This is a genomic window from Sorangium sp. So ce296 (assembly GCF_051529605.1).
GTDB classification, from domain to species: Bacteria; Myxococcota_A; Polyangia; order Polyangiales; family Polyangiaceae; genus Sorangium; species Sorangium cellulosum_D.
On sequence record NZ_CP150325.1, the window covers coordinates 7609176 to 7635664 of the forward strand.

Genomic DNA, 26489 nt, shown 5'->3' on the forward strand with positions numbered 1-26489 from the left:
ATGGGACATCGCTCCGGGCGAGTGACAGCACCGTTGCCCGGAGGAAGGCCAACGTCCGGGAGACCACCGCGCTCGGCCAGCGCACCGCAGGCACCATCGCCTTCGGAGCGAGGAGCCCGAGGCGCGCTGCGGCGATCAGAGCTCGAGCGTCATCTCGGTCATCGTGCGGCGGAAGCCGAACCGCTCGAACAGGCGCTGCGCGGCGGCGTTCTGCGTCGCGGTGTGGAGCACGACGCGCGGCGCACCGAGGGCGCGGAGGCGCGCGATCACGGCCTCCAGCAGGAGCGCGCCCGCGCCGAGCCGGCGCGCGGGCTCGTCGACGTAGAGGTCGTGGAGCGCGCCGCAGGCGTCGAGCAGGCTGTTCCAGTCGCGCGGCTCCCGGCGGCCGTAGGCGTAGCCGACCAGCGCCGGCTCGGCGCCACCTCGCTCGGCCACGACGATCGCGGCGCCGGGGTCGGCGAGCTCGCGGGTGAGCCATCGCTCGTAGCCCGGCTCGAGCGGCTCAAGACACAGGAAGCGGTGGGGATCCAGGGCGTGGTGGAGGCGGACGAGCTGCGCCGCGAAGCGCGCCACCTCGGGCATGTCGGCGCGCACCGCCGCGCGGACCGTGAGGGCGGAGATCATCCCCCAGGATAGCCGAGCGAAGGCCGCCCGCCCGGCGCCCGGCTGTGAGCGGCCACCCAGATCCGCGGAAATTGGACCCGAACTGGGTCCCGGAGATGGCCGGCCCGGAAGCTCGCCGGCGTCGGCGTGACACTAGGGACAGGGCGCAGGTCGTGAGCGCGTCGCGGAGCCTTCGCTCGTCGACGCCCTGTCCACGACTCATCTGCCCGTCGAACGGGCCACCTCGACTCCACAGCCTGCGGGCTCCGGCTGCCTTGGCTCGCCGTGGTGGCGCGCCGCGCTCTCGGTCGAGAGCGGCAGCTCGACAAAGAAGGTCGAGCCCCGGCCGACCTCGCTCGATACGCGGATTCGCCCGCCGTGCGCCTCGACGATGGTGCGCGTGATGTAGAGGCCGAGCCCGAGCCCCCCGTAATTCCGCGACGAGACGCCGCGGCGAAACCGCTCGAAGAGCTGCTCCTGCACCTCGGCCGGGATCCCGATCCCGTGGTCCGTCACCGAGAGCCGTGCGACCCGATCTTCCCCGGTGATGGCGATCTCGATCGGTGAGCCTCCCCCGAACTTGATTGCATTGGTGAGGAGGTTGGTCACGACCTGCTCCAGGCGGTACGGGTCCCACCAGCCGATGACGGGCTGCTCCGTGCGCATGGCGAGCGTGCTGCCCGACTGCGCGAGCTGGTCGCCGAGGTGGGCGACGATCTCGGCGACCAGCTCGCGTAGATCGACGGAGGCCCTGTTCAGATCGAGCCTCCCCGCCTGGATCCGGGAGGCGTCGAGGAGCATATCGATGAGGGTGGCGAGGCGCGTGATCTGGCGGCCGGAGACGGCGACCGCGGATCGCACGCGCCCGGCGTCCATGCCCTGCGAGAGCCTTCGCCCCAGCGCTTGAATGGAGAGCTGCAGGCTGGTGAGCGGGGTGCGGAGCTCGTGCGAGGCGACGAGGAGGAACTCGTCCCGCAGACCGATGGCCTCCTCCGCCGCCGCACGCGCGCGCCGCTCCTCCAGGAGGACCCGATTGCGTTGCTGTTCGGCGTCCACGCGCGCGGTGATGTCGCGGAAGCTGAAGACCCGACCGACCACGCGCCCACCGAGGCGCTGGGGCTGCGAATAACGCTCGAAGACCCGCCCGTCCAGGAGCGGGAACGTATCGACGGCGCTCGCCTCGGGCTCGGCGTAGAGCTCATCGACGCTTCGTAGGAAGAGGTCGGGCTCGCGGAGCCGGCCGCCGGCGAACGCGAAGAAGGTGTCGGCCGATCTGCTGGCGAGGACGTCCTCGGGGATGCGCCACATCTGCGCGAGCTTGTGGTTATGGAGCACGACGCGCCTCGCGCCGTCGACGACCACGATGCCGTCCGCTGTCGATTCGAGCGTGGCCTCGAGGAGCGAGTAGGAATGGCGCAGCACGTCCTCGGCGTGCTTGCGGGAGGTGATCTCGGTCGAGATGCCGCAAATGCCCTCAGGTCTTCCGGCGGGACCGCGGAGCGGGAACTTGAGGGACATGTACGTGCGCGCGCCGCTGCGCTGGGGAGCCAGCTCGTCGAGCTCGATGGCCCGATTCTGCTGCAGGACGAGCAAATCGTTGGCGCGGTACACGTCGGCCTGCTCGCGTGGGAAGACGTCGTGGTCGGTCTTGCCGACGACCTGCTCGCGACCCAGGTGGAAGAGCTCTTCGAACCCGCGGTTGACGAGCATGTAGCGCCCCTCGAGGTCCTTGGCGAAGATGACGGCGGCCGTATTGTCGACGATGGCTTGAAGCAGCTGCTGGCTCTCGCGGAGAGCGGCGTTCGAGCTGCCCAGCTCGGTCGTGCGTTCTCGCACCCGCTGTTCCAGCTCTTGATGAGCACGCTGCAGCGCCGCCTCTTTTTGCTGGCGTATCGCCATCTCGCACTGCAGCTGCGCGTTCTTCGCTTCGAGCTCCTTTTGCGCCTCGCGCAGGCTCAGGTGCGTCGTGACGCGCGCTATCACCTCTCCAGTGTCGAATGGTTTGGTGATGTAATCGACGCCCCCCAGCTTGAACCCCGCGAGCTTGTCAGCCGCATCGGTCACACAGGTCATGAAGAGCACCGGGATGTCTCGGGTTCCTTCATCCGCTTTCAGGCGCCGGCACGTCTCGAACCCGTCGATGCCAGGCATCACCACGTCCAGCAGGATCAGGTCGGGTCTCGTGAAGCTGGCCCGCTTCAAAGCCTCTTCACCGCCCTGAGCGACGAGCACTCGATGACCTATGCATTCCAGACTATCCACCAGCACGCCGAGATTGGCTGGCATGTCATCCACGATCAGGATGGTGCCGGTGCGCGCACCGGCTGCTGTGGCTCCGCTCATGGTCGCTGCCCGCCCTCCCTGCGCCGCGGCGGCTCCAGCGCCACCATCGCCCTCGGCTCGACCCCCTGCAGGTGCTCCTCGACCAGGCTGAGGATCGCCTGGGACTGATAGTCCTGCGCCAGGCGATGCAGGCGGTCGGCGAAGGGACGATAGCGTTCGTCGAGCGTGATCAGATAGTCCGCCCGCTTTCGGATGTCGCGCATGTTGCCCTCCAGGGCCAGGGTATGCAGGACGTCCATCTCCTCTGGGGGCGGTGCCACGAGCTCCACGGCCTCCCCGTCCCCGGCTCGCTCCTCAGCCGATCTGGCATAGACCCAGGTGAGCCCCAGCTGGGCCCCGATGATCCGCAGCAGGCTCTCCTGGTCGATCGGCTTGGCGAGGAAGGCGTCGGCGCCGACCGCCATGCTCCCAGCCTGGTCTTCCTCGTTGGCGCTCGCGGAGACCGTGATGGACGGCAGCCGCGCGAGCCCCCGAGCCCGGCGATTGCGACGAATGCAATGGATGGCCTCCAGGCCGTCCATCACCGGCATGACCAGATCCATCACCGCCAGATCCGGCGATGCCGCCATCTCCTGCTCGACGGCCTCCTGGCCATTGGCCGCTTCGCACACTTCGAAGCCCAGGCCGCTCAGCAGGTCCAAGAGCACCGCCCGATTGCCCACCACGTCGTCGGCCACCAGCACCTTCCGGCGCGGCCCCTCGTAGCCGATGGGGGCCCGCTGAGAGGGCCGGAGGGGGGCTGCGAGCTCGGTCATCGGCAGGATCACCTCGAACCAGAACCGGCTGCCCTCGTCGGGCCGGCTCTCCACCTGGATCTCGCTGCCCATGAGGTGCACCAGCTGGTGGCTTATCATGAGCCCCAGGCCGCTGCCCGCGCGGCGCCGCACGTCCCCCACCCGCCCGAAAGGCTGGAAGAGCTTGGCCAGCTGCTCCGGCGCCATTCCCACGCCGGTATCCTCCACCTCGAAGCGCAGCCGCGCCGAGGCCCCGTCCTGGGAAAGCGGCTGCACCCCGAAGCTCACCCGCCCCCGGTCGGTGAATTTCACCGCGTTGCCCAGCAGGTTGAGCAGCACCTGGCGCAGGCGCTTCTCGTCGGCCAGCACCGCCTGGGGCAGGTGGGGGGTGACCTCGTAGTCGAAGTAAAGGCTCTTCTGCTCCGCCCTGACGCGGATGATGTCGGCGACGCCCCTCAGGAAGGTCGAGAGGTGGATCGGCTCGGGGTAGAGATCGAGCTTGCCCGCCTCGATCTTGGCCAGGTCGAGCAGGTCGTTGATGAGGGTCAAGAGGTGCTGACCGCTCTGCTGGATGGTGTTCAGTCCCGTCGCCTGGCGGTCGTCGAGCCCCGGGGAGCGCCTGAGGATCTGGGCGTAGCCAAGGATGGCATTGAGCGGCGTGCGCAGCTCGTGACTCATGTTCCTGAGGAACTCGGTCTTCGCACGGCTCTCGGCTTCGGCCGTCTTGCGGGCCTGGCGTTCCGCTTCGGCCTGCTTGCGCTCGGTGATGTCGGTGGAAATGCCGCAGAGGGCATAGGGCTGCCCCGCCGCGTTGCACAGGGGATACTTGAGAGCGAGGTAGGTGTGCAGCCCATCGTCCTGGGGGGCCACTTCCTCGGCCTGCAGCGCCGTTCCGGTGGCCAGCACCTCTTGGTCGAGGGCGCGGAAGGCATCGGCCCGCTCCCTGGGGAAGACATCGTAGTCGGTCCGGCCGACGATCGCTTGCTCACCGACGTGGAACAGCTCGGCGTAGCGCCGGTTGACCATCAGGTAGCGCCCCTCGACATCCTTGAGGTAGATGATCGCTGTCGAGTTGTCGACGATCGACTGCAGCAGCTCCTTGCTGTCCCGCACGGCCTGCTCCGCTCGCCGGCGTTCGCTGTTCTCCTGGAGCAGGTCGGCGTAGAGCGTGGCATTGGCGATCGAGATGGCGGCCTGGGCCGACAGCAGCTCCAGCACCGACAGCCGGTCCGGGGTGAACGCGCCGGCGATGAGGTCGTTCTCCAGGTAGAGCAACCCCACGAGCTCCGCCTGCCGCAGGATGGGCAGGCAGAGGGCGGATCTGGCGTACCGATAGTGGTCGTCGTCGGCGATGACGGGGTTCCGTGCCGTCCCGTCGTCCAGGATCACCTTCTCCCGGCTGCGCCGGACATAGTTGAGCAGGGACGCCGGCAGGTCCGAAGGGGAGGCTTCGGGCTCGTGGGGAATACGCACCTCGAACTCGGGCCCCTCCGCCTTCGCCTCGGCAGCCAAGAACAGGGTCTCGGCGCGGGCGAGGAGCAGGCAGCCCCGCCTCGCGCCGGCGTTCTCGACCAGGATGCGCATGAGCGCGTCGAGCAGGCGGTCGAGGACGATCTCGCCCGAGATGGACTGGGAGGCCTTGAGCACCGAGCCGAGGTCGAGCGCGGTACTGGCGGGCGCGGCGGCCTCCGGGCACGTCGCGCCGCGGAGGATCTCGCTGGGGACGAGGTCGGGATACGCGCGCTCGAGGCGCCGCATCGCCTCGGTCGCGCCCCAGCGGCCGTAGAGCCGGTGGGCCTCGGTCAGGTAGGCGCGGGCGATGGTGGTCTTGCCGAGAGCGCGAAAGGAGAGGCCGGCGAGCTCGTTGGCGAGCGCCTCGTCATGGAGGTAGCCGCCGCGCTGCGCGAGGGCGATCGCCTCGTCGTAGCGATCGCCGGCGGCCCGCGCGTCACCGCGGACGCGCTCGAGCTCGGCGCCGAGCAGGACGCTGCGGTGCGCCAGGTTCTCCGGACACAGGCTCGCCCAGCGCGAGAGCCTCTCCGCGAAGAACTCCGCGCGGGCGAGGAAGAGCGCGCGCTCGTCCGAGGAGACCATGTCCGCCGCCTGCGTGAGCGCGACGCCGGCGTAGCAATGCAACGCGGGGGTGCCATGCCAGGCCGCCACGCTCGGGATGTTGATGTCCAGCGAGAGCGCGATGCGCGCCGCTTCCTCGAACGCGCCCTGGAAGACGCCGAGGAGAACGACGACGAAGTGGGCGAAGAAGAGTGAAGCCTGGTTGTCGATCCGGCGGGCCTCCTCCACGACCTCGTCGATATCGACCCACTCGCCCTTGAGCGCGGCCGGGCGCGCCGTCTCGACCGAGAGCTGGTGCGCGAGCTGTCCGACCGCGCTGGTCACCCAGGTGATGGCGTTGGACTTGTCGAGCCGGTGTATCGGCTGGTAGCCCTCCGTCTCGGCGAGGAGGTCGGAGAGCGGGAGGCCGCGCAGGAGGCTGTTCGTGCTCAGGTTGACCGTGTTGTAGAACGCCCAGATGTACTGGCCGGTCTCGAGCCCGGCGTGCATGCCGACGCGCAGCGTCTCCCTGTAGGCGGCGTAACCCTCCTTCCAGTGCTGAATGAAGGCACCCCACATGTTGCAGAGCATCGACTCGGACTTCTTGTCCGGGTACCGCTCGGCGAGCTCTACGGCGATTCGCCCGAGTCGATAGCCGAGCGCGATGTCGCCACGGCTGCAAAGGAACATCGCGAAGGTCACGCAGCCGGAGATCGCGTGCTTCGACAGCCCGTAGCAGAGCGTGTTCTCGAGGATCTTCGCGACCGTGATGCCGAAGAGGTTAGGGCTCAAGAACCAGCAGGGAACGAACAGCTCCAGGAGCACGTCCTGCATGGCGCCGATCTCCGGGTCCCGCAGCGGCGGCAGGCCCTGTAGCGCCTCGAGCGTCCGCTCCCGGACCAGCTCCATCGTCGCGTCGATCTGGGCGTCGACCATGGCTTGGTCGGGGAAGAGGGGCAGGTCGAGCCCGAACGGGCGCAGGGCGGCGAGTCCCTCCTCGAGCGCGGCGGGCAGGTCATTCTTGAGCACCTGCACGTTCATCTTGAGCCGCAGAACCTCGGTGCGATCGAGCCGGCTCGCAACCCGCTCCAGGCAGTCAGAGAGGATCGCCAGCGCTTCGTCGTGCCGGCCGCCGAGCGAGAGCATGAGCGCGGTCTTCTTCGCGTACTCGAGGCGGAGCGGGTGCTGCGACGCCCAGGCGTCCTCCGGGAGGCGCAGGAGGCCGAATTGCAGGTAGCGCAGCGCGGCGCCGAAGGCGGACGAATCCGCGGCGCGGCAGGCGGCCTCGAGGCTCATGCGGGCGAGGGAAAGGCGCTCCGCGGGGTCCGACACGAGGTCGCCTGCGCTGTTCAGGTGACCGACGACGTCGAAGAGGTTCTGGCTCTCGGAGAGGTCCAGCTTGCCCGCGAGCAGCCGGCCGATCCGGAGGTGGAAGGTGGGCCGGTCCGCCTCCGGGATCATCGCGTAGGCGCCCTCCTGGACCTTGTCATGGGCGAAGCGGTAGCTCTCGCGCCCGGCGAGCACGAGCCCCTCGCCGAGGGCGGGATCGAGGCGGCCGTACACCTCTTCCGGCGAGCACTCGCTTACCGTGGCGAGCATGTCGAGCTCGAACCGGTTGCCGATCGCCGCGGCGAGCTTGAGCGCCTCCACCGCCTCCGGCGGCAGGCGCGCGATGGTGCGCACCATGAGGTCGACGACGTTGTCCGTGTACGCGAGCGCGTCGATCCGGGCGAGGTCCCAGCGCCAGCCCGACCCGGCAGAGAACGTGAGCACGCCGTGGTGGTGCAGCGATCGGACGAACTCCTTGACGAAGAACGGGTTGCCGCCGGTCTTCTTCTGCACCGCGTCGGCGAGCGGCCCGCAGTCGTCGCGCTGGAGGCTGTCCGAGAGCATCTGGAGCAGGTGCGGGCGCGCGAGCGGGGCGAGGACGATGTCGCGCACGACGAGCCCTGTGTGCTTGAGCTCCTCGATGGCCTGGACGAGCGGGTGCCCGGGCGACACCTCGTTGTCGCGGTAGGCGCCGCAGAAGAAGAGCGCCTCGAGCGCGTCGTCGGCGACGAGCGTGCGGAGCAGCCCCAGGCTCGCGGGGTCGATCCACTGCAGATCGTCGAGGAACAGGACGAGCGGGTGCGCGCCGCGCGCGAACACCGAGACGAACAGCAAAAAGCACCGGTTCAGGCGGTTCTGCGCCTCGAGCGGGCCGAGCGCCGGCACGGGCGGCTGCGCGCCGACTACGTAAGAGAGCGAGGGGATGACGTCGCAGATGACCTGCGCGTTCGGCCCGAGCGCCTCGAGGATCGCGCTGCGCCAGCGCTCGATGCGCGCCTCGCTCTCGGTCAGGATCTGCCGCACGAGGCCGTCGAACGCCTGGATCACCGCGCTGTAGGGCGCGTCGCGGTTGTACTGGTCGTACTTGCCGCTCGTGAAATAGCCCTTCTGCCGCGCGAGCGGCTTCAAGATCTCCTGCACGAGCGAGGACTTGCCGATGCCCGAGTAGCCGGAGACGAGGACGCTCTCGCGGCTGCCCTCGAGCGCGCGCTCGAACGCGGCGGTCAGCGCCTCGATGTCCTGCTCGCGGCCGTAGAGCTTCTGGTGGATCCGGAACAGGTCCTGGCGATCGCGCTGGCCCGCGACGAAGGGCTCGATCGTCCCCGTGCCGCGCAGGGCCTCGCGGCAGCGCTCGAGGTCGGCGAGCAGACCCTCGGCGCTCTGGTAGCGCTCCTCGGCGTTCTTCGCGAGCAGCTTGAGCACCACGGCGGAGACGGCCGCGGGGATCGTCGGATTGACGCGGGACGGCGGCGCAGGCGCGACGGCGAGGTGCGCGTGAATGAGCTCCATCGGGTCGAGGGCCTCGAAGGGACGCTGACCCGTGAGCGTCTGGTAAAGGATGACGCCGAGCGCGTAGAGGTCCGTCCGGTAGTCGACGCCGCGGTTCATGCGGCCTGTCTGTTCGGGGGAGACGTAGGGCAGCACGTCGGCGATCACCGCCGGCGCGTAGAGCCGTTCGTGCGCGCGGGTGATCTCGGCGTCGACACCGAAGTTCGTGATCTTGACCGCGCCGCCCGCGCCGGCGAGCACGTTGTGCGGGCGCAGATCGCGGTGGATGAGCCCCGCCGCGTGCACTGCGGCGAGGCCTTCGGCGATCGCAACCGCGAGATCGAGCGCCTCGCTGAGGGGCATTCTGTGCGGCGGACGCTCGGCGAGGGTGCGCGCGAGAGCGCGGCCCGGGAAGTCCTCGAGAACGACGATGAGGGCGCCGGCGAGCTCCTCGACGCCGTGCAGCGCGACGAGGCGGGGCGAGGCGAGCTGCGCGATGCGCTCGCACTGGTGCTTGAAGCGCGCGACCTCGGCGCGAGTCGCTTTTTCCGCACGCAGGACCTTCAGCAAGATCGGGACGTCGTCACCTTTGCGGCACGCGCGGATCAGACTGAAATCGACAGTCTCCTCGGCCTTCTCAAGGATCGAATAGCCTTTCCCGAGGATCATCGACCACCTTGCTCGCTCGCCCGTGAAACCAGCGAATTCGATTATAGTCAGAGGTAGAGGCTCGGCACCGGAAGTCGGTCGTACCACTGCGGCTTGGCGCTGCCCACGCCACCCGCCTGCTCGCATGCCGAGATAGGAGAAATATGATTTTGCGGAGCAGGCGGACTGAGGGCCCGCGAAGTCGCGGCGGCTGCGCTTGGAAAGGTGGTGGCGCTCGACGTCGCGCTCAGCGACCACCGGAGGTGCTTCAGCTGTCAGTAGGAGCGCTACACCCTATCTCAAGATGCCCGCCGCCTGCGCGGCGAGGCTGCCGCCCATGTCGCGACATGCCCGCCGCCTGCGCGGCGAGGCTGCCGCCCATGTCGCGACATGCCCGTCGCCTGCGCGGCGAGGCTGCCGCCCATGTCGCGACATGCCCGTCGCCTGCTCGGCGAGGCTGCCGCCCATGTCGCGACATGCCCGCCGCCTGCGCGGCGACGCACCTGCGCATGTCGCGACATCCCCGGGGGCGTGACGCGCGAGGCAGCTGCCCCTGGCCGACTTGCCTGGGGGCCTGACCCGCGGCGCAGGCGCCCAGGTCTCCCTCGCTCACCGCCCCTTGCCCGCGCCCAGGCTCTCCAGCGCCTGCTGCGCGTCGCGCCGGTAGGCGTTGTCGGTCGGCGCGGTCTCCAGGAAGCGCTGGTAGTGGCGGATGGCCTTCTCGCGGTCGTTCGTCGCGCGGAGCGCCTCGGCCAGGAGGAAGTGCGCGTCGAACAGCCACGGCGGGGTCGAGCGCTCCGGCGCCTCGGCCAGCGTGACCGCCCGCTCCATCTCGGCCGCGGCCCCGGCCCGGTTGCCGCGCGACGCGTAGATCTTGCCGAGCCGGTAGTGCCACTCGGGGACCTTGTCGTTGGCCGCGATCGCCTTGCGCCACGCCTCCTCCGCGGCCGCCCAGTTGCCCTGATCCTGGTAGCAGAGCGCCATCGTGGCGTAGGCCTCGTAGCGCGACGGCCGCTTCTCGAGCGCGATCTGCAGATCCGCCAGCGCGTCGCGGCTCGCCCCCTGCTTCTGCAAGAGGACGCCGCGCTGCCAGTACGCGTCGCCGAGCTCCGCGTCGAGCTCCAGCGCCCGCTTGAGCGCTATCTCCGCGCGCGCGGTCTGGCCCGTCTCGTTGGCGCCCCAGCCGACGTAGAGGTGGTACTCGGCGCGGTTCGGGTCGATCTCCGCGGCGCGCTCCAGGAACCGCAGCGCCTCGGCCATGTTCGTGCCGCGCCCGAGGAGCGCGCGGCCGAGGAAATGGTTCGCCTCGGCGGAGTTCGGGCGGTTCTGGATCACCTCGCGCAGGATGGGCTCGGCCTGGCTCGCGTGCCCCGCCATCACCTGGGTCGAGCCGACGCGCAGCTTCAGATCGACGTCGTTCGGCGCCTTGCGGAGCGCGTCGGCGTACATCTCCAGCGCGCGCTCGCTCTGCCCGGTCTCCTCGAACAGGAGCCCTCGCTCCAGCGCCAGGCCGGGGTAGTCCTTGTCCGCCGCCGTGACCTTGTCGAAGAGCCGCGCCGCGTCCTCGAACCGGCGCAGGCGGCGGTAGGCCACCCCCAGCTTGAACTGGCTGCCGAGGTCGTCCTCCTTGGCGAGCGCGAGCTCGAGCTCCTGCCGCGCCTCCTCGTTCCTCCCGGTCTGGAGCGCGACCTCGGCCTTCGCCTTGTGGAGCGCCGGCAGGTCCGGGAACTTCGCCGTCGCCTCCGACAGCTTCGCCGCCGCTGCCTCGTTGCGGCCCAGGCTCGACAGGAGCGACGACAGCGCCACGTAAGCGTCGACCACCTCCGGGCGGTTCTCGCTCGACTTCACCGCGTCGAGGTACGCCTGCTCCGCCTCCTTCTTGTTGCCGAGCGCGAGCTCGGTGCGCCCGAGCCAGTAGGCGACCTGCGGATCCGCGGCGTGGGTCTTCTGCAGCCCCTTCAGGAGGTCCTTCGCCTCCTTCATGCGCTCCTGCGCGAGCCACGTCTTCGCCTTGCCGATGTGCGCGGCGAGGTTCTGCGCGTCGGCGCGGGCCGCGGCCTCGAAGCGCGCCTGCGCCTCGGAGTAGCGGCCGGACCGGTAGAGGACCTCGCCGTTGCCGATGAGCGCGCGCACCGCCTGCGGGTCGATCTTCACCGCGGCGGCGAAGGCCTGCTCGGCCGCGCTCATGCGCGACCGCGCGAGGTGGATGGTGCCGAGCAGCGTGTACGCCTCGACGATCTCGGGGTCGCTCGCGGCGGCCCGGACCGGGCCGTCGCCGGTGACCTTGCCGAGCAGGTCGAGCGCCTCCTGGTCGCGGCCCGGCGTCTGCCAGACGAGCGACGCGATCAGGGTGCGGGCCCCCACGTGGTCCGGCGACGCCTCGAGCGCGCCCCTGGCGCTCGCCTCGGCGCCGGACGCGTCGCCGGCGAGCAGCTGCGCCCGGGCCGTGCCGAACAGCGTGCGCGCGCTCTTCTGCAGCTCGCGCGCGCGCTGCCACGCCGCGGCCGCCTTGGGCGCGTCCTTCGCGAGCAGCTCGATCTCGGCGGCGAGGACGGCGACGTCGATGTCGTCCTTGAGCTGGGCGCCGAGCGCCTGCGCGGCCTGTCGCGCGCGAGGGAGCTGGCCCGTGGCCGCGTCCTGCGCCGCGACGGCGAGGGTGAGCAGGTCGCTCGGGCGGGAGCTCGCGAGCGCGACCATCTCCTTGCCGAAGGCGTCGTCGACGGTCCGGTGCCCGAAGCGGATGCTGCGCGCGAAGGCGACGTACGCGGCGTAGGCCATGGTCGGCCGGTGGCGGGGCGCGTTCGCGCGCGTGGACTTCGCGTCGCTCAGCGCGCCGTTCGCGGCCGAGGCGGTGTCCTTGGCGAGGGCGGACTGGGTCCGCTGCCGGAGATCGGCGAGCGCCCCCTCGTACGCGAAGGCGTTGAGCCGATCGCTGATGAGGTTCACGCCGAAGGCGCCGACGTCCGGGACGAGCGCGAGCGCGCCGCCGCCGACGGCGGCGACGGCGAGCGCCGCGACGACGTAGCGCTTGACCTTCGACTTCTGCTGCGGGGCTTCCTGGGCCGGCGCGGGCTTCTCGACCTGCGCCTCCGTCCCGGCGCTCAGGTCGCCGATCTCGGTGCCCGCGCCCGTGAGATCGACCTCGTCGCCGACGCTGGGGTGCGGCGCGCTGAGCTCGATGCCCCGATCGTCGGCGTCCATCGGCGTCTGCGTGAAGTTCGCGGAGCGATCGGACGGATCGTAGGCGGTGGGCGCGGCGCCGGCGGCGAGGTGCGTCACGCCCTCGCCGAGCGCGATCTCATCGCCGAAATCGGCCGGCATCGCGCCGGTGCTCCGGCCGAAGCCGGCCGGCGGCATCGCGCCGGTGCTCCGGCCGAAGTCGGCCGGCGGCATCGCGCCGGTGCTCCGGCCGAAGTCGGCCGGCGGCATCGCGCCGGTGCTCCGGCCGAAGTCGGCCGGCGGCATCGCGCCGCTGCTCGGGCCGAAGTCGGCCGGCGGCATCGCGCCGCTGCTCGGGGGCTCGGGCGGCGCCGGCGGGAGCGGGCGCGGGCCGGGCGCCTGGAACGCGGCGCCGACGCGCGAGTCGTCGTAGTCCGGCGGGGCCTCGTCGAAGAGCTCGGCGCCGACGATGGTGCCCGGTCCGGCGGGCAAGCCGGGGCCGGTGGCCTTCGTGGGGAGCGCGGCGCCGGTGGCTTTCGTGGGGAAGCCCGCGGGGGCCGCGGCCGGGAAGCCCGCCGGCGCCGGGGCGGGGAAGCCTGCGTGCGCGGGGGCGGGGAAGCCTGCGTGCGCCGCGGCCGGGAAGCCTGCGTGCGCCGGGGCGGGGAAGCCTGCGTGCGCGGGGGCGGGGTAGCCCGCGGACGCCGTGGCCGGGAGCCCCGCGCGGACCGGGGAGGGGAGCGGGGCAGAGGCCGGCGTGGGCAGGCCCGCGTCCGGGAACGGGGCGGGCATGCCGATGACGCCCGGGACCGAGCTCGGCAGATCGCCGGCGACGATGGGCAGGTCGCCCGACGAGGGCGAGGGCAGCTCGGCCTCGCCGTCGCCCTCGAGCGGCAGCTCGAGCTCGCCGAAGCCGAACGACATGGAGCCGCCGCTGGAGCGCGCCGGAGGCGCCGGGGGCGCGTCGTCGTCGAGGTCTCCGAAGTCGTACTCCGGGGCCACGCGCGGGGGCGCGACGTCGCCCATCCCGCGGGTGCGCCCGCGGCCGAGCGGCTGCGAGGCGGCCCCGGCGTCGCGCGCGCTGGGCACGCCGGGCGCTGAAGGAGCGCTCGGCCGCGAGTCCCGCAGGCCGAACCCGAGGGTGCGCCGGCTGCTCGGAGGAAGCGGATCGACCCGCGCCGGCAGGTCGGCGTCGGCGAACGCGGTGGGCGTCGCCGGTGCGGTGCGCGACTGCGCGCGCGACCGCGCCGAGAGCGGCGCCGGCGCGGCGGGCGCGTTGCCGTAGACGACCGGCAGGTCGTCGGGATCGAGCCCCTGCACCTCGGCGTCCGTCGGGCTCGGGAGCTCGACCATGAGGTCGATCTCGCCGAAGCCGCGCCGCTGCGGCACGGTCTTGGCGTTGCGCCGATCGGACGGGGCCGGGCGATCGGGGACGTCGGGCAGGCCGATCTCGCCGAAGACCTCGGGGCCCGGCGGCTCAGGAGCCGGCGCGGGCGGCGCCGGCGGCGCGGGCCGCTGGGGGACCGTGGTCGCCGTACGGCGCGGCGGCGTGGCCACCGGCGCCGGACGCCGAGGCGGTGCGACCGCGGGGAACGCGACGTCGTCCGGGGCCGCCACGGGCAGATCGGCGTCGTCGTGCGGCGTCGGCGCGCTCCGCTCCGAGAGCTGCAAGCCTCCCGCTCCAGCCCGCGGCGCAGGCGCAGGCGCGGGCGGCGGCGCAGGCGCGGGCGTCGGCGCAGCGGTCGCGCCCCCCTTGGTCACCAGCAGGCTCGTACCGCACTTCGGACAGCGCATCCTGAGCCCCGCAGGGGGAACGCGCTTTTCGTCGACCTGGTACGGCGATTTGCATCCGTCGCACTCGACCTTGATCATGCTCCCCGACCCAATGCCGGCGCTGCGAGGGCTTCCGCAGGCGCGCCTTCACGCTCATTCGGCCTGCGAAAGGCCGGGATGCCCCGACATCCGCTCTCCTTACTAGCAGGGCTTGTGGTCCTTGGATCGCCTCTTCTACGGGCCGTCCTCAAATCGGCGATTTCCTCGGGCATATCGCGTGCTTGTCTCCGGCGTGAAGCCGGGACGGGGCCGTCGTGGACCCGGGACGGCGCCGGCGTGAAGGCCTCGCCAAGCGTCCTCCACCTGTGCTAACGCGCTGCCGCCCATGCAGCGCTCGACGGCGGTCCTCTACACGCTCTTCTTTGCGGGCGCGCTGGCGTTCGTCATCGCGAACGGCGGTCCGAAGGCGCGCGGCGCGGCCAGCGCTCCCGCCGACGCGGGCGCCGACGCCGACGCCGACGCGGGCTCGCCCGCGGCGACGGCGGCCGGCGACGGCGACGCCGGGACCGACGCCGGCGCAGAGGGGCTCGTCCAGGAGAGCGGCCCGGAGCTGGCCGTGCGATCCGACGCGGGCGTCACGCTCCTCTCGGGCGAGGCGCCGCCCGCGCTGGCGGCCGAGGCGCCGAAGAAGGTGCGCTTCGGCGTGGTGCTGGTCCAGTACCGCGGGGCGCAGGGCGCGCCGCAGAGCGCGCGCTCCAAGGACGCCGCGCTGGCGCTCGCCAGGGAGCTCGCCGAGGTCGCCAAGACGGACTTCAAGGCCGCCATCGACAAGGGGGACAAGGGCTCGACCGACGATCTCGGCTACATCCCGCGCGGCGTGCTCGAGCCCGCCCCGGAGTACGAGCTGTTCAGCCTCCCCAAGGGGGGCGTGAGCGGCCCGGTCGACACGCCGCGCGGCTTTTGGATCGCGCGGCGGATCGAGTAAGTAGGGCCTACCGCGCGGCGCGTCGCCGCGCGCGCGAACGAGTGGAGATACCGTATGGCGACCATCGAGATCCGCCGGCAGCACGCGCTCACCAAGGACGAGGCCAAGAAGCGCGCGGAAGAGCTCGCGCGGGGCATGGAGGACAAGCTCGGCATCCGGTGGCGATGGGACGGCGATCTCATCCGGTTCGAAGCCCCGGGCGGCGCCGCGAAGGGCACGACGGGCCTCGTGCGCGTCGAGGCCTCCGCCGTCCAGGTGGACATCGATCTCCCGTTCCTGCTGAAGGCGATGAAGGGCATGGTCGAGTCGAAGGTCAACGAGAAGCTCGACGCCGTGCTCTCCAAGGCCTAGCCGCGGCGGCCGGGCTCGACCCGGAGGGCGGCCCCGGCGCCTCGATCGCCCGCCGCGCCGCGCGGGCCGCGCGGCTGCCCGAGGCGCATCGTCGCCCCGCGCTCCGCCGTCCTCGCCTCCTCCTCTCCATCTCCGTCGCCCGTGCAGCCCCGCGCCGGCGAGCGACCTCCACCCGAAGCGCCGCGCAGGTCGCGCGTGGCAGCGCCCGCGAGCACCTCGCTTTCCAGGGGCGCGCGCGCGGCGGTCGCGGCCGCGCGCGCCGCGGCCATGCCCGAGGCGCGGCCGCGCGGCGTGCGCGGCGCGCGCGCCGCGCGCGCCGCGCCAACCGAACCCACCCCCTGCCCAGCGAGCTTTACTCCGCGACGTTCGGTTCGCTACTCTCCGCCATCGTCATGCGTTGCGCACACATGAGACCCCCTGCGGAGGCGACGCGAGCGAGATGACGGTTCAGGTACCCGAGGGGCACGTGGAGAGCATGACGGCCCTGATCGCGCGGCTCCGCGCAGAGCAAGGCGACCAACCGGAGCGACAGCTCCAGGCGCTCCTGTTGCACGAGCTCGGCGCGCTCGAGGAGGCGCTCGGCGAAGAGCCCACGGCCGCGCGCGACTACCTCGCCGCGTTCAACGCCGACCCCCAGTTCCGCGAGCCGCTCGAGGCGCTGGTCCGCATCCTCACCCGCCGCAAGTCGATCAAGAACCTCGGCAAGCTGCTCGACGCGCTCACGCGCGCCGCGGCCACGCCCGAGGAGCGGGCGCGCGCGTTCTGGGAGCGCGCGGCGTACCTCCAGGACCACGAGCAGAACCTCGCGGCGTCCAAGGAGGCGCTCGAGGAGGCGGCGCTCAGCAACCCGGAGGACGCGACGCCGTGGCTCGAGCTCGAGCTCATCGCGGCCAAGGAGGGGGACCTCGCCGGCCGCATGCGCGCGATCGAGGCCCGCGCCGAGCTCGCGACCGACGCGACGTGGAAGGGGCTGCTCTTCATCGAGCTCGCCGACCTCGCCGCCGCGACCGAGAACGTGGAGCGCGCCTACGAGCTGCTCGACGCGGCCGCCGCCCTGGAGGGGCGGGCGCGCTTCCGGTCGCAGCTCGCGCTCGAGGCGATCGCGCGGCGCGAGGAGGACCTCGGCGCGCTCGCGCGCGCCCTCGAGGGCCAGGCGGAGCTCATCGCCGACGCGCTCGACGACGAGGCGAGCGGCGAGGCCAACGGCGTCCCGCGGTACATGCGCAAGCCGGAGTACGCGGCCGACGCGTGGCTCCGCGCCGCCGAGCTGACGCAGCGCGCGGGGACGGGCGGCTTCGCGTCGCTCCTCGAGCGCGCCGCGGAGCGGCTGCCCCAGTCGGCGCTGCTCGGGCGGGCGCGCATCGCCGCCCTCGAGGCCGCCGGCGAGGCCGAAGCCGCCGCCGGCCTGGCCAAGCAGGAGATCGCGCGCGGCGCGAGCGGGCCCGGCGCCGCGGCGCTGTGGCTCCGCATCGCCGAGGCCGCGGCGCTGGCGAGCGACCGCGAGGCCGCCCTCGCGGCGCTCCGGAGCGCGCTCACGGCCGACCCGCAGTGCATCCCGGCGCGCGCGCTGGAGATCGATCTGCTCGGCGACGGCCAGGACCCGTCCGCGTTCGCGGCCTCGCTCGAGGCGACGGCGGCGTCGTACGGCAGCGACGAGGCGAGGGGGCGCGCGCTGCTCCTCGCGGCCTACGTCTGGGCGGTGCGGACGGACGACGTCGGCGCCGCGAAGGACGCCCTGTCGCAGGCCGGCATGGCCGGCGTGCACCCGGGCGTGCTCGCGCGCTTCGGGCGGTCGTTCGCGGCGCTCCGCGGCGACGCGGCCTGGTACGAGGAGTCGACGAAGCGGCTGCTCTCGACCGGCGTCGACCCGGCCGAGAAGGCGAGCCTGTGGTTCGAGATCGGCAGGAGCCGCCTGCTCCGGGGCGACGCGGACGGCGCCGAGGGCGCCTTCGCCGAGCTCGCCGCCGCTGGCGCGGACGACGGCGGCGCCGCGCCGAACGCGTGGCTCGGGCGGGCGCTCGGCGCCTTCGCGGTCGATCTCGTCCGCAGCCGGCGCGAGCGCGGCGACGAGCCCGGCGCCCCCGGCCCGCGGCGCTCGCCGACGGTGATCGAGGCGCTCGCGGAGGTCGAGGGCCCGGAGACCGCGCGCGGGCTGTGGCTCGTCGCGGCCCTGCGCAGCGCGCGCAGCGGCGAGCTCGATCGCGCGCGGAGCCGGCTCCGCGCGCTCTTCGAGCAGTCCGCGGACGACGAGGTCGTCGCCGTGTTCCTGGCCGAGCTGGAGCGGCGCGCGGGGAGCCCCGCCTCCGCGGCCGCGACGCTCTCGACCTGCGCCGCGGCGATCGACGACGCCGATCTGTCGGCGGCGCTGCACATCGAGGCGGCCATCCTGCTCTGGCGCGACGGCGAGCGCGGGCGCGCCGTCGAGGAGCTCGAGGCGGCGCGGGGCAAGGCGCCGCGGTCGGGCGCGACGGCGCTCACCTGGGCGCTCCGCGGCCACGAGGCGAGCGATCTGCTCAGCCGGCGCCGCGCCCTCGAGGTGGCGGGCGAGGCGGGCGAGGACCCGGCGGCGCTCGCGCTGTCGCGGTTCGGCCTCGAGATCGGCGCGGCCGAGGGCGGCGACGCCGACGAGGCGCTCGCGACGCTCGAGGCGCTGGAGTCGCAGGCGAGCGACGACCTCGCCCTCGCCGCCGCGCTCGGGCGGCTGCTCTGGCAGCCGGCGCTCGAGCAGCGGAGCGCCGTCGAGCGCGCGCTCGACTACATCGAGGAGCGCGGCGACGGCGCCACGTCCATCGCGCACGCCGAGCGCTTCCGCCTCGCGCGCACGCTCGACCATGACCGCGCGCGCACCGCGGCGCGCGCGGCGGCGTGGGCCGCGGCCGACCCGAGCCCGCACGCCGAGCTCGAGTGGCTCGGCGCGGCGCTCGGCGCCGAGGACCGCGAGGCCGAGGTCGCCGCCCGGAGCGCCCTCGCGCGCCACATGGAGGGCGAGGCCCGCGCGGCGATGGAGGCCTCGGCCGCGATCGTCGGCGCGCTCGACCAGCCGAACCTGCCGCGCCCGTTCCTGTCGGGCGAGCACGCGCCCGCCCAGCTCGCCAACCTGGAGCTCGCGCTCCCGGGCTGCGATCCGCGCCGCCGCGCCGCCGCGCTGCACGGGCTCGGCGACGCGCTCGGCGAGGACGCGCAGCTCACCGCGCTCTCCCTCGCGGGCTGGTCGGACTTCGCGGCCGGCGATCACGAGCGCGCGCTCGGCGCGTTCCGCGCGGTGGTCGAGCGGAGGCCCGACGACGTCGCCGCCTGGGAGGGCGTCCGCGCCACGTCCGAGGCGCTGCGCGATCCGGTGTCGACGGCGCTCGCCTCGGCCCAGCTCGGCGCGCTCTGCAAGGACGACGCGCGCGGCGCGGGCTTCTGGGAGAGCGCGGGGCTCCTGCTGCTCCAGCACACCGAGGCGCATGACGACGCCGAGATCGCCTTCGATCGCGCCTTCGCGCGCGACCCGCGGCGCGGCGTCGCCTTCGACCGGCTGTTCCGCCGGGTCCGCGCGCGCAACGAGGACGATCGGCTGCTCGACATCGTCGAGCGGCGGCTCGGCGTGGCCGACAACGACCTCGAGATCTGCAAGCTGTTCTGGGAGCGCGCGCGCGTGCTCCGCAAGAAGGGCAAGCTCGACGAGGCGCTCGCCGCGCTAGAGAACGTGACGCTGCTCGAGCCGGATCACATCGGCGCGCTGGCGCTCTCGGCAGACATCTCCAAGGCGCAGGGCGACCTCGGCCAGGCGGCGGCGTTCTACGCCGAGCTCTCGCGGGTCGCGAAGGCGCCCGGGGAGCAGCGCCTCATGTCGGGGATCACGGCCGTCGACGCGTTCGAGAAGCTCGGCGAGCACGACAAGGCGCTCGAGGTGCTGGTCGGCCTGCACCGCGCCGGGCTGTCGACGCTCGTGGTCCGCGAGCGCCTCGTGCGGGTCGCCGCCCGGGTCGGCGCCTGGGAGGAGGCCACGCGCCTGCTCGAGGAGCTCATGGTCGAGCGCGACGCCCCCGACGGGCGCATCGAGGCGGCGCGGCTCGCGATGGCCATCTACCGGGACCAGCTCCGCGCGCCCCGCCGCGCGGAGCGGGCGGTGGCGAAGCTCCTCGAGGAGGCCCCGGACGACGGGGAGGCGATCGATCTCGTCCTCACGACGGACTACGACCCGGCGTTCCGCACCCGCGTGCTCGGCCGCGCCAAGGCGACGCTGATCCAGGCGCTCGCGTCGGACCCGATCGACGCGGACCGGGTCGCGCTCCTCGCGAAGATCGCCGGCGCCGGGCAGGACGCGCCGCTCCGGCAGGCCACGCTCGGCGCGCTGGTCGCGCTCGGCCGGATCGACGACGGCATCTCCGCGGAGCTCAGGAAGATCGACGCCCGCGTCCCGGCGCGGCCGCAGATCGCCCTCGACGCCAAGGCCATGGCCGACATCGCCGATCCGCTCGACGCCGGGCCGGTCGGCGAGCTGTTCGCGAAGATGGCCGAGACCATCTCCATGGCGCTCGGCCCCTCGCTCGTGTCGCTCGGCGTCGGGAAGAAGGACCGCATCGAGGCGCGCGGCGGCCACCCGCTCCGCGTCGCGGTCGCCGAGTGGATGGGCGCGCTCAGCTTCGAGACCGACTTCGAGCTCTACGTCGGCGGCCCGAGCCCCCGCGGCGCGACGGGCATCTACGGCCAGCTGCCGGCGCTCGTCCTCGGCCCCGAGATCACGGCGCCGCTCGACGCCGCCTCGCGCTCGGCGATCGCGCGCGAGGCGTTCGCCCTGCGTCGGGGCATCACGTCGCTCAGGACCCGGGACGACAACACCGTCGCCTCGCTCGTCGCGGCGGCGTGCATCGAGGCGGGCCTCGCGGTCCCCCAGCCGCCGTACGCCGTCTTCGGCGAGGTCTCGCGCGCCATCCACAAGGAGATGTCGCGCGCGACCCGGAAGGCCATCGCCGAGGTGTGCCAGCGCATCGTCTCGAGCCAGCAGGATCCGCACCGCTGGGCGCAGGCCGCCCGCAGGAGCATCGATCGCATGGCCGTCATCGCCGCCGGCGACGTGTCGCTGGTCCTCTCGGACATCCTCAACACCCCGCGCGAGCAGCTCGGCGGCGTCGTCGCCGAGAGCGAACGGGCGCGCCAGCTGGTCGCGTTCGTCCTGTCGCAGAGCTACCTCGAGCTCCGGAAGAAGCTCGGGATGGGGGTCCGGTGAGCAAGAATCCGCAATCCAAGAGCTCCTCTGGCAACGGCGGCGAGGAGGGCACCCCGTCGCAGGAGAAGATCACCGTCCCGCCGCCGGCGATGTACGGCGCGGCGGTCTCGGAGGGCGACGTCGAGGAGGCCACGCTCCTCGCGAAGATCCCCGACGAGCTCATCAAGTCGATCCGCGCCGAGGAGGGCGAGCGCGTCGGCGAGGGCGGCCTGAAGCAGCTGTTCTCGCGCGAGCCGGTGCCCGTGCCCGCGCGGCCGGCGCAGAGCGCCGGGGAGAGCGACGCGCTCCTCGACATGCTCTTCGAGGACCAGCGCGGCGAGGACGCCGACGACGGGGTCGTGACCTCGGCGCCCGCGCTGCCCGGCGCGCGCCGGGGCGCCTCGCCCCCCATCCCGCCGCCGCGGCCCCCGTCGCTGCCCCGCCCCGTGGCCCCGCCGCGCTCGGGCAGGCCGAGCGACGTGAAGGCGCCCGCCGCCGAGCTCGCGCCGAGCGATCGGACGCCGAAGATCCCGGCGCCGTCCGCGTCCTCGAGGCCCGCCCCGCCGCGCCCGCAGCCCGCCGCCGCGGCGCCGCCCCCGCTGCCGCCGCAGCCGCAGCAAAGGCGCCTTGAGCCGGTGCAGGACGAGGACACCGCCGAGCCGGGCGACCGCGCGACGCCCATCCCCGACGGCGGCGACTCCCCGTTCGAGTTCGCGCCGCCCAGCCTCGTGAACAGCAGCCGGCGCGCCGCGGCGCCGGACTTCGACGACGAGGACACGACCGGCTTCGACGACGAGGAGACGAAGGCCCTCGACGAGCCCGGGCCCACGACCCGGCCGTACGCCGGCCAGCCGCCCGCCCCGGCGAGCCACTGGGACCAGGCCGCGATCGAGAGCGATCCCGGCGAGCTCGTGGACGAGTCCAGCCTCCTCGACGGGCCGGCCGACGAGGACGATCTCGCCCAGACGCGCGTCGCGAGCCGGAGGCCGGAGGTCGGCGCGGCGTTCGGTGCGCCGCGCTCGTCCGCGCCCGCCCGCGCGCCCGAGAGCCTCCCGCCGCTGCCGTCGATCCCGCCGCCCGCGTCCGTGTTCGACGCCGAGCAGGACGCGAGCGCGATCCTCGTCCAGTCGCAGCAGCGCGACGTCTGGGCGGCGCGCGCCGCCTGGCTCCGCGCCGAGGCGGAGCTCATCGAGGACCCGACGTCCCGGGCGCGCGCGCTGCTCCCCGTCGCCGAGCTCTACGTGATGGCCGGGGAGGACGCGACCGCCCGCGCCATCGCCGCCGAGGCGCGCGAGCTCGCCCCGAGCCTGATCTTCGCCCACCGGCAGCTCCGCGGGCTCCTGATGCGCGAGGGGGACCTGCCCGCCGCCCTCGACGCGCTGGAGGCCGAGACCCGCATCCTCGGGACGCCGGCCGCGCGCTGCCACAACCTGGTGCTCGGCGCCGAGCTCTCCCGCATCTCGCTCGCCGATCCCGACGGCGCGCACAAGCGCCTGGAGCTCGCGGCCCGGATGCACCCCGCCGATCCGCGCCCGCACGTCCAGCGCTTCTGCGAGGCGCTCGCCGCGCCGGACTCGGACGCCCAGGGCTCGGCCATCGCGAAGTTCCGCCTCCCCGACGCGCCCGAGCTCGCGCCGCTCGCCGCGGCGTGCGCGCAGGTCGCCGCGCACCGCGGCGCCCTGCGGCCGGCGCGCGGCCGCGCCGCCCCCGCCACGCCGTACGAGGCGCTGCTGCGCGCCCGCGCCCACCTCCGCGCCGGCGACCTCTCCGAGGGCCTCGCGAGCCTCGAGCCGCTGCGCGGCACCTCGCTCGCGCCCGGCGTCGCGTGGCTCACCGCCGCGCTCAGCGCCGCGCGCAAGGAGACCCGCCCGGCGGCGCTCGGCGCGCTCCGCGCCGTCGCCGCGGGCTCGCACGCCGGCCAGGCGCGGCGCGCCCTCGCCGCGCAGGCAATCGAGCTCGGCGACGCCGCCGCCGCGCGCGAGGCGACGCTCGACGACGGCGACGCGTTCTCGCCGGCCGACCGCATCGTCCTGTCGGCGCTCGCCGGCGGCTCCGCCGGCGATATCGAGCCGTGGCTCGACGCCCTCGCCGACGATCCGGACTTCGCGCCGCTCTCCGCCGCGGCGAGCGCCGCCCTGAGCGACGCCGGCGGCTCGGCGGCCCAGGCGCCCGCGCCGCGGGGCGTGCGCGCCCTCGGCGGCCCGAGCGCCCGCGCCGCCGCGGTCCTCGGCCGCGCGCTCTCCCGCGAGGCCGTCCCGGCCGAGGGCGGCATCGACGCGAGCGACGCCTTCTCTCGCGCCGTCGTCACCTACGGCGACACCGCGCCCGAGAGCCCGCTCTTCCGGGCCCTCTCGCTCGAGCTCGACCTCGACGGCGATCGCGGCGCCCGCGTCGCCAGGGCCGTGGCGGCGCTCCGCGAGGTCGCGTCCGAGCGCGACAGCGCGCTCGCCGCCGCCGTGATCGCGGAGATCGCCGGGGATCAGCGGGCGGCCATGAGCGATCTCGATCGCGCCCGCGGCGCGGATCCGCAGCACGAGGGCGCCGCGCGCGCCCGCGCCGCGCAGGAGAGCGGCGTCGGCGCGGCCCGCATCCTCGCGGAGCACGCGCTCACGCTCGAGGAGGGGCCGCGCGCCGCGGTGCTCGTCACCGAGGCGGCGATCCGCCTGCTCGACGCCGGCGACAACGAGGAGGGCGAGCGCCTGCTCTCGCGCGCCGCGCAGATCGATCCGAAGCTCCCCGTCGCGCTCCACCTCGGCGAGCGGAGCGCGCGCGCCCGCGTGGACCGCGACGGCCTCCTCGAGTGGCTCCGGACCCGCCGCGAGAGCGCGACCGACCCGCTGGAGCGCGCCCACGACCTCGTCCGCGAGGCGCTCCTCGTCGCCGAGGCCGACCCCGCGTCGGCCGCGTCGCTCCTCGAGACGGCGCACCGCTCGCGCCCGCAGGACATCGGCCTGCGCGAGCTCTTCGAGCGGCTCGCGCCCGAGCCCCCGGCCGACCGCGCCTCCTGGCGCGCCGATCGCGCCACCGAGCTGATGCGCGCCCTCCACCCGGGCGGCGACGCGCCGGCCGAGGGCGACGACCGCGCCGCCACGGGCGTCGAGGCCGCGCGCCTCGCCCTCGAGGCCGCCCTCGAGTTCGAGCGCGCCGGCGATCTCGGGCAGGCCGCCGCGTCGGCCCGCCAGGCGATCGCCGCGGGCGACGACGCGCTCGCGCCGATCGCCCTCTACCGCGCGGCCGTCGCCGGCCACGGCGCCGGCGAGCTCGTCGACGCCCTGATCCCGCGCGCCCGCGAGGCCGCGGACGCGGCGGAGCGCCTCGAGATCTACGAGCGCCTCGCGGAGCTCGACGAGCTCGGGCGCGGCGACCCCGGCAACGCCCTGCTCTGGCGCCGCTCCATCCTGGAGGAGACGCCGCACCACCTGCCGACGCTCCGCCGGGTCGCCTCCTACCTCATCGGCGAGGGGCGCGACGAGGAGCTCGAGCCCATCGCGCTCGAGATCGCGCGCGTCCTCGACGGCCCCGAGGCGATCGCGCACGCGCTCCTGTCGGCGCGGCTGCGCCTGCGCGTGCTCCCGTGGGAGGAGACGCTCGAGCCGGTCCAGATCGCGTACAGGAACGAGCCCCGGGGCATCTGGGCGCTGCGCCAGATGGCCGCGCACGCCCGCGCGAAGGCGGATCACGCCCTCGCGATCGAGGCGGATCGCCAGCTCATCGAGCGCACCGATCGCCCGTCCGAGGCCGCCGCCCTCTCGGTGCGGGCCGCCAAGGACGCCCTCCTCGCCGGCTCGATCGAGGACGCCGTCGCCTTCTTCCGGCACGCGATCACGCTCGTCCCGCACTACCTCGTCGCGCACCTCGATCTCGCCGACGCGCTCGAGCGCGGCGGCGACGCCGCCGCCGCCGCGGCCGCGCTCGAGTCCGCGGCGGGCGCCAGCGTCGGCTCCGAGGGGCGCGCGCACTCGCTCTACGCCGCGGCGGTGCTCTGGCAGGACAAGGTCCAGAACGCCGCGCGGGCCCGCGACGTCCTCGAGGCGGTCGCCACGGTCGACCCGTCGTACGCCGACGTCTTCTCGCGGCTCAGGGCGATCTACGTCGCCGAGGGCGCGCGCGCCGAGCTCGCCGCCCTCCTCGAGCGCCGCCTCGACGCGGTGACGGATCCGGCGGAGCGGGTCGAGATGGAGGTCCTCCGCGGCCGGGCGCTCGCCGACGTCGGCGACGTGGCGGCGGCGAAGCGGGCGCTCGCCGCCGCGCTCGACGCGAACCCCGACCACGTCGAGGCCCTGTCCGCGTTCGCGGACGTCTGCGCCGGCGAGGGCGACTGGGCCGGCGCCGAGCAGGCCTGGATCCGGCTCGCGCGCCTCGTGCCCGATCCCGACAAGCAGGTCGCGATCTACCTCCGCCTCGGCGAGCTCTACGACGAGCACCTCCCGAACGCGGAGCGCGCCGAGCTCGCCTACCAGGAGATCCTGAAGCGCGCGCCGGGCGACGTGAGCGCGCGCGAGCGCCTGGTCGCGCTCTACAAGCGCGCCGGCGACGGCGCCCGCGCGCTCGAGCAGCAGAACCTCCTCATCAACGCCGCGGAGGCGCCCGAGCAGAAGTGCCGCCGAACGGCGGAGCTCGCCGAGATCTACGAGTCGATGGGGGACATGAAGAAGGCCGAGGCCACGCTGCTCACGGCGCGCAAGACGTGGCCCAAGGACGACTTCGCGCTCGGCGCGCTGGCCCGCTACTACCAGCGCACCGATCAGGCCTCCGCGGCGGGCGTCCTGCTCGATCGCGCCCTCGCCGACGCCCGCCGCGCGCTGAACACCGGCCGCTTCGAGCCGTACCTGTTCTCGACGGTCGCGACGGTCGCGGAGCTCCGCGGCCGCGCCGGCGCCTCGAGGATCGCGCGCGCGACGGTGGCCGCGCTCGACGGCCGCGACGCGGCGATGGGCGGCGCCGGCAACGCCGCGGGCGCGGCCCGCCTCGACGTCCACCTCGCGCCGGAGCTCATGACCGCGGCGTTCCGCGAGCTCCTGCTCAAGACCGGCCCGCTGCTCGACGCCGCGGTGCCGTTCGATCTCGACTCGATCCGCGCGACCCCGCTGCCGCCGCAGCACGCCGACATCACCGACCTGGCCCGCGGCGTCGGGGCGGCGTACGGCCTGCCCAACCTGCAGGTCTACGTGACGGCCGCGCTCGGCGCCGTCTGCGTCCCGGCCTCCTCGAGCCCGCCGAAGATCGTCCTCGGGCAGCCCCTGGTCGCCTCGCCGCGCGAGGACGTCCGGCTCTTCCTCATCCACCGTGCCGTCAAGATCCTCCAGACCAACGCCTCGGCCTTCTCGCGGACGGCGCCGATCGACCTCTGGCCGTTGCTCGCGGCCTATTTAAAGGCGCTCACGCCCTCGTGGACGCCGCAGGGCGCCGACGCCGGTCGCCTGCGCGAGTACCAGGGCCGGATCGAGCGGGTGACGACGGGCGGGTTGGATCCGAAGCTCGGCGTGCTCGCCGCCGACGTCATCGGCTCGATCGGCAACCGGGCGTCGACGCTGAACACGGCGATCAACGGCTGGGGGAACCGGGCTGCGTTCCTCGCGGTGGGCGACCTCAGCATTGCCCTCACGGGCATCGCCTGGTCGGGCGGCCACACGAACGCGCCGCCCGCCGGGGGCAAGGACCGCGTCACCTGGATCGGGCGCAACGCCGAAGCGCGCGACCTCATCGTCTTCGCCGTGAGCGACGGCCTGGCCGAGGCGCGGGAGCAGCTCGGGTTCACCGAGTGAGCGCGCGGGCGCCCGCGCGCTCGTCGTCGCGCGCCGCCGCGCTATGTTGAGCGCGCCGTCGCGAGCAC

At 73.9% G+C, this 26489-nt stretch carries 9 protein-coding genes; 4 read left to right on the forward strand and 5 right to left on the reverse strand.

The window, feature by feature from the left end:
* Nucleotides 1-135: 135 nt before the first annotated feature.
* The 4 genes from WME98_RS28205 to WME98_RS28220 form a co-directional block, all read right to left on the reverse strand.
* Nucleotides 136-624 carry an N-acetyltransferase family protein gene (locus WME98_RS28205; protein ID WP_437944841.1) on the reverse strand — a complete coding sequence of 163 codons (489 nt, stop codon included), beginning with the start codon at nucleotides 622-624 and terminating at the stop codon, nucleotides 136-138.
* Nucleotides 625-822: 198 nt separating this feature from the next.
* The gene (locus tag WME98_RS28210) at nucleotides 823-2946 is read right to left on the reverse strand and encodes an ATP-binding protein (protein ID WP_437944843.1); all 2124 of its coding nucleotides are present in this window, start codon (nucleotides 2944-2946) and stop codon (nucleotides 823-825) included.
* Nucleotides 2943-9455, reverse strand: coding sequence for an AAA family ATPase (locus WME98_RS28215; RefSeq protein ID WP_437944845.1), 6513 nt, complete (start codon nucleotides 9453-9455; stop codon nucleotides 2943-2945). The genes WME98_RS28210 and WME98_RS28215 overlap by 4 nt, the downstream gene beginning before the upstream one ends.
* A gap of 351 nt (nucleotides 9456-9806) precedes the next feature.
* The gene (locus WME98_RS28220; protein ID WP_437944847.1) at nucleotides 9807-14225 is read right to left on the reverse strand and encodes a tetratricopeptide repeat protein; all 4419 of its coding nucleotides are present in this window, start codon (nucleotides 14223-14225) and stop codon (nucleotides 9807-9809) included.
* Between the two features lie 286 nt (nucleotides 14226-14511).
* Here WME98_RS28220 and WME98_RS28225 point away from each other — a divergent pair, with 286 nt between their 5' ends.
* A complete protein-coding gene (locus WME98_RS28225) occupies nucleotides 14512-15111 on the forward strand; it encodes a peptidyl-prolyl cis-trans isomerase (protein WP_437944849.1) in 600 nt (199 codons plus the stop codon).
* Between the two features lie 54 nt (nucleotides 15112-15165).
* Nucleotides 15166-15462, forward strand: a complete 297-nt coding sequence (locus tag WME98_RS28230; RefSeq protein ID WP_437944851.1) for a polyhydroxyalkanoic acid system family protein — start codon at nucleotides 15166-15168, stop codon at nucleotides 15460-15462.
* On the opposite strand, the gene WME98_RS28235 is transcribed toward WME98_RS28230, so the two are convergent.
* Complete coding sequence (locus WME98_RS28235; protein ID WP_437944853.1) at nucleotides 15459-15797, reverse strand: hypothetical protein; 339 nt, start codon at nucleotides 15795-15797, stop codon at nucleotides 15459-15461. The genes WME98_RS28230 and WME98_RS28235 overlap by 4 nt on opposite strands.
* Before the next feature lie 104 nt (nucleotides 15798-15901).
* On the opposite strand from WME98_RS28235, the gene WME98_RS28240 reads away from it, so the two are divergent.
* A complete protein-coding gene (locus tag WME98_RS28240; protein ID WP_437944855.1) occupies nucleotides 15902-20677 on the forward strand; it encodes a tetratricopeptide repeat protein in 4776 nt (1591 codons plus the stop codon).
* On the forward strand, nucleotides 20674-26421 hold the full coding sequence (locus WME98_RS28245; RefSeq protein ID WP_437944857.1) for a hypothetical protein: 5748 nt from the start codon (nucleotides 20674-20676) through the stop codon (nucleotides 26419-26421). The genes WME98_RS28240 and WME98_RS28245 overlap by 4 nt, the downstream gene beginning before the upstream one ends.
* Nucleotides 26422-26489: the final 68 nt, after the last annotated feature.

Excerpts from the sequence above, each read along its gene's own strand:
- WME98_RS28205 (WP_437944841.1), bottom strand. The coding sequence starts at position 624 with ATGATCTCCGCCCTCACGGTCCGCGCGGCGGTGCGCGCCGACATGCCC.
- WME98_RS28210 (WP_437944843.1), bottom strand. The coding sequence starts at position 2,946 with ATGAGCGGAGCCACAGCAGCCGGTGCGCGCACCGGCACCATCCTGATC.
- WME98_RS28220 (WP_437944847.1), bottom strand. The coding sequence starts at position 14,225 with ATGATCAAGGTCGAGTGCGACGGATGCAAATCGCCGTACCAGGTCGAC.
- WME98_RS28225 (WP_437944849.1), top strand. The coding sequence starts at position 14,512 with ATGCAGCGCTCGACGGCGGTCCTCTACACGCTCTTCTTTGCGGGCGCG.
- WME98_RS28230 (WP_437944851.1), top strand. The coding sequence starts at position 15,166 with ATGGCGACCATCGAGATCCGCCGGCAGCACGCGCTCACCAAGGACGAG.
- WME98_RS28240 (WP_437944855.1), top strand. The coding sequence starts at position 15,902 with ATGACGGTTCAGGTACCCGAGGGGCACGTGGAGAGCATGACGGCCCTG.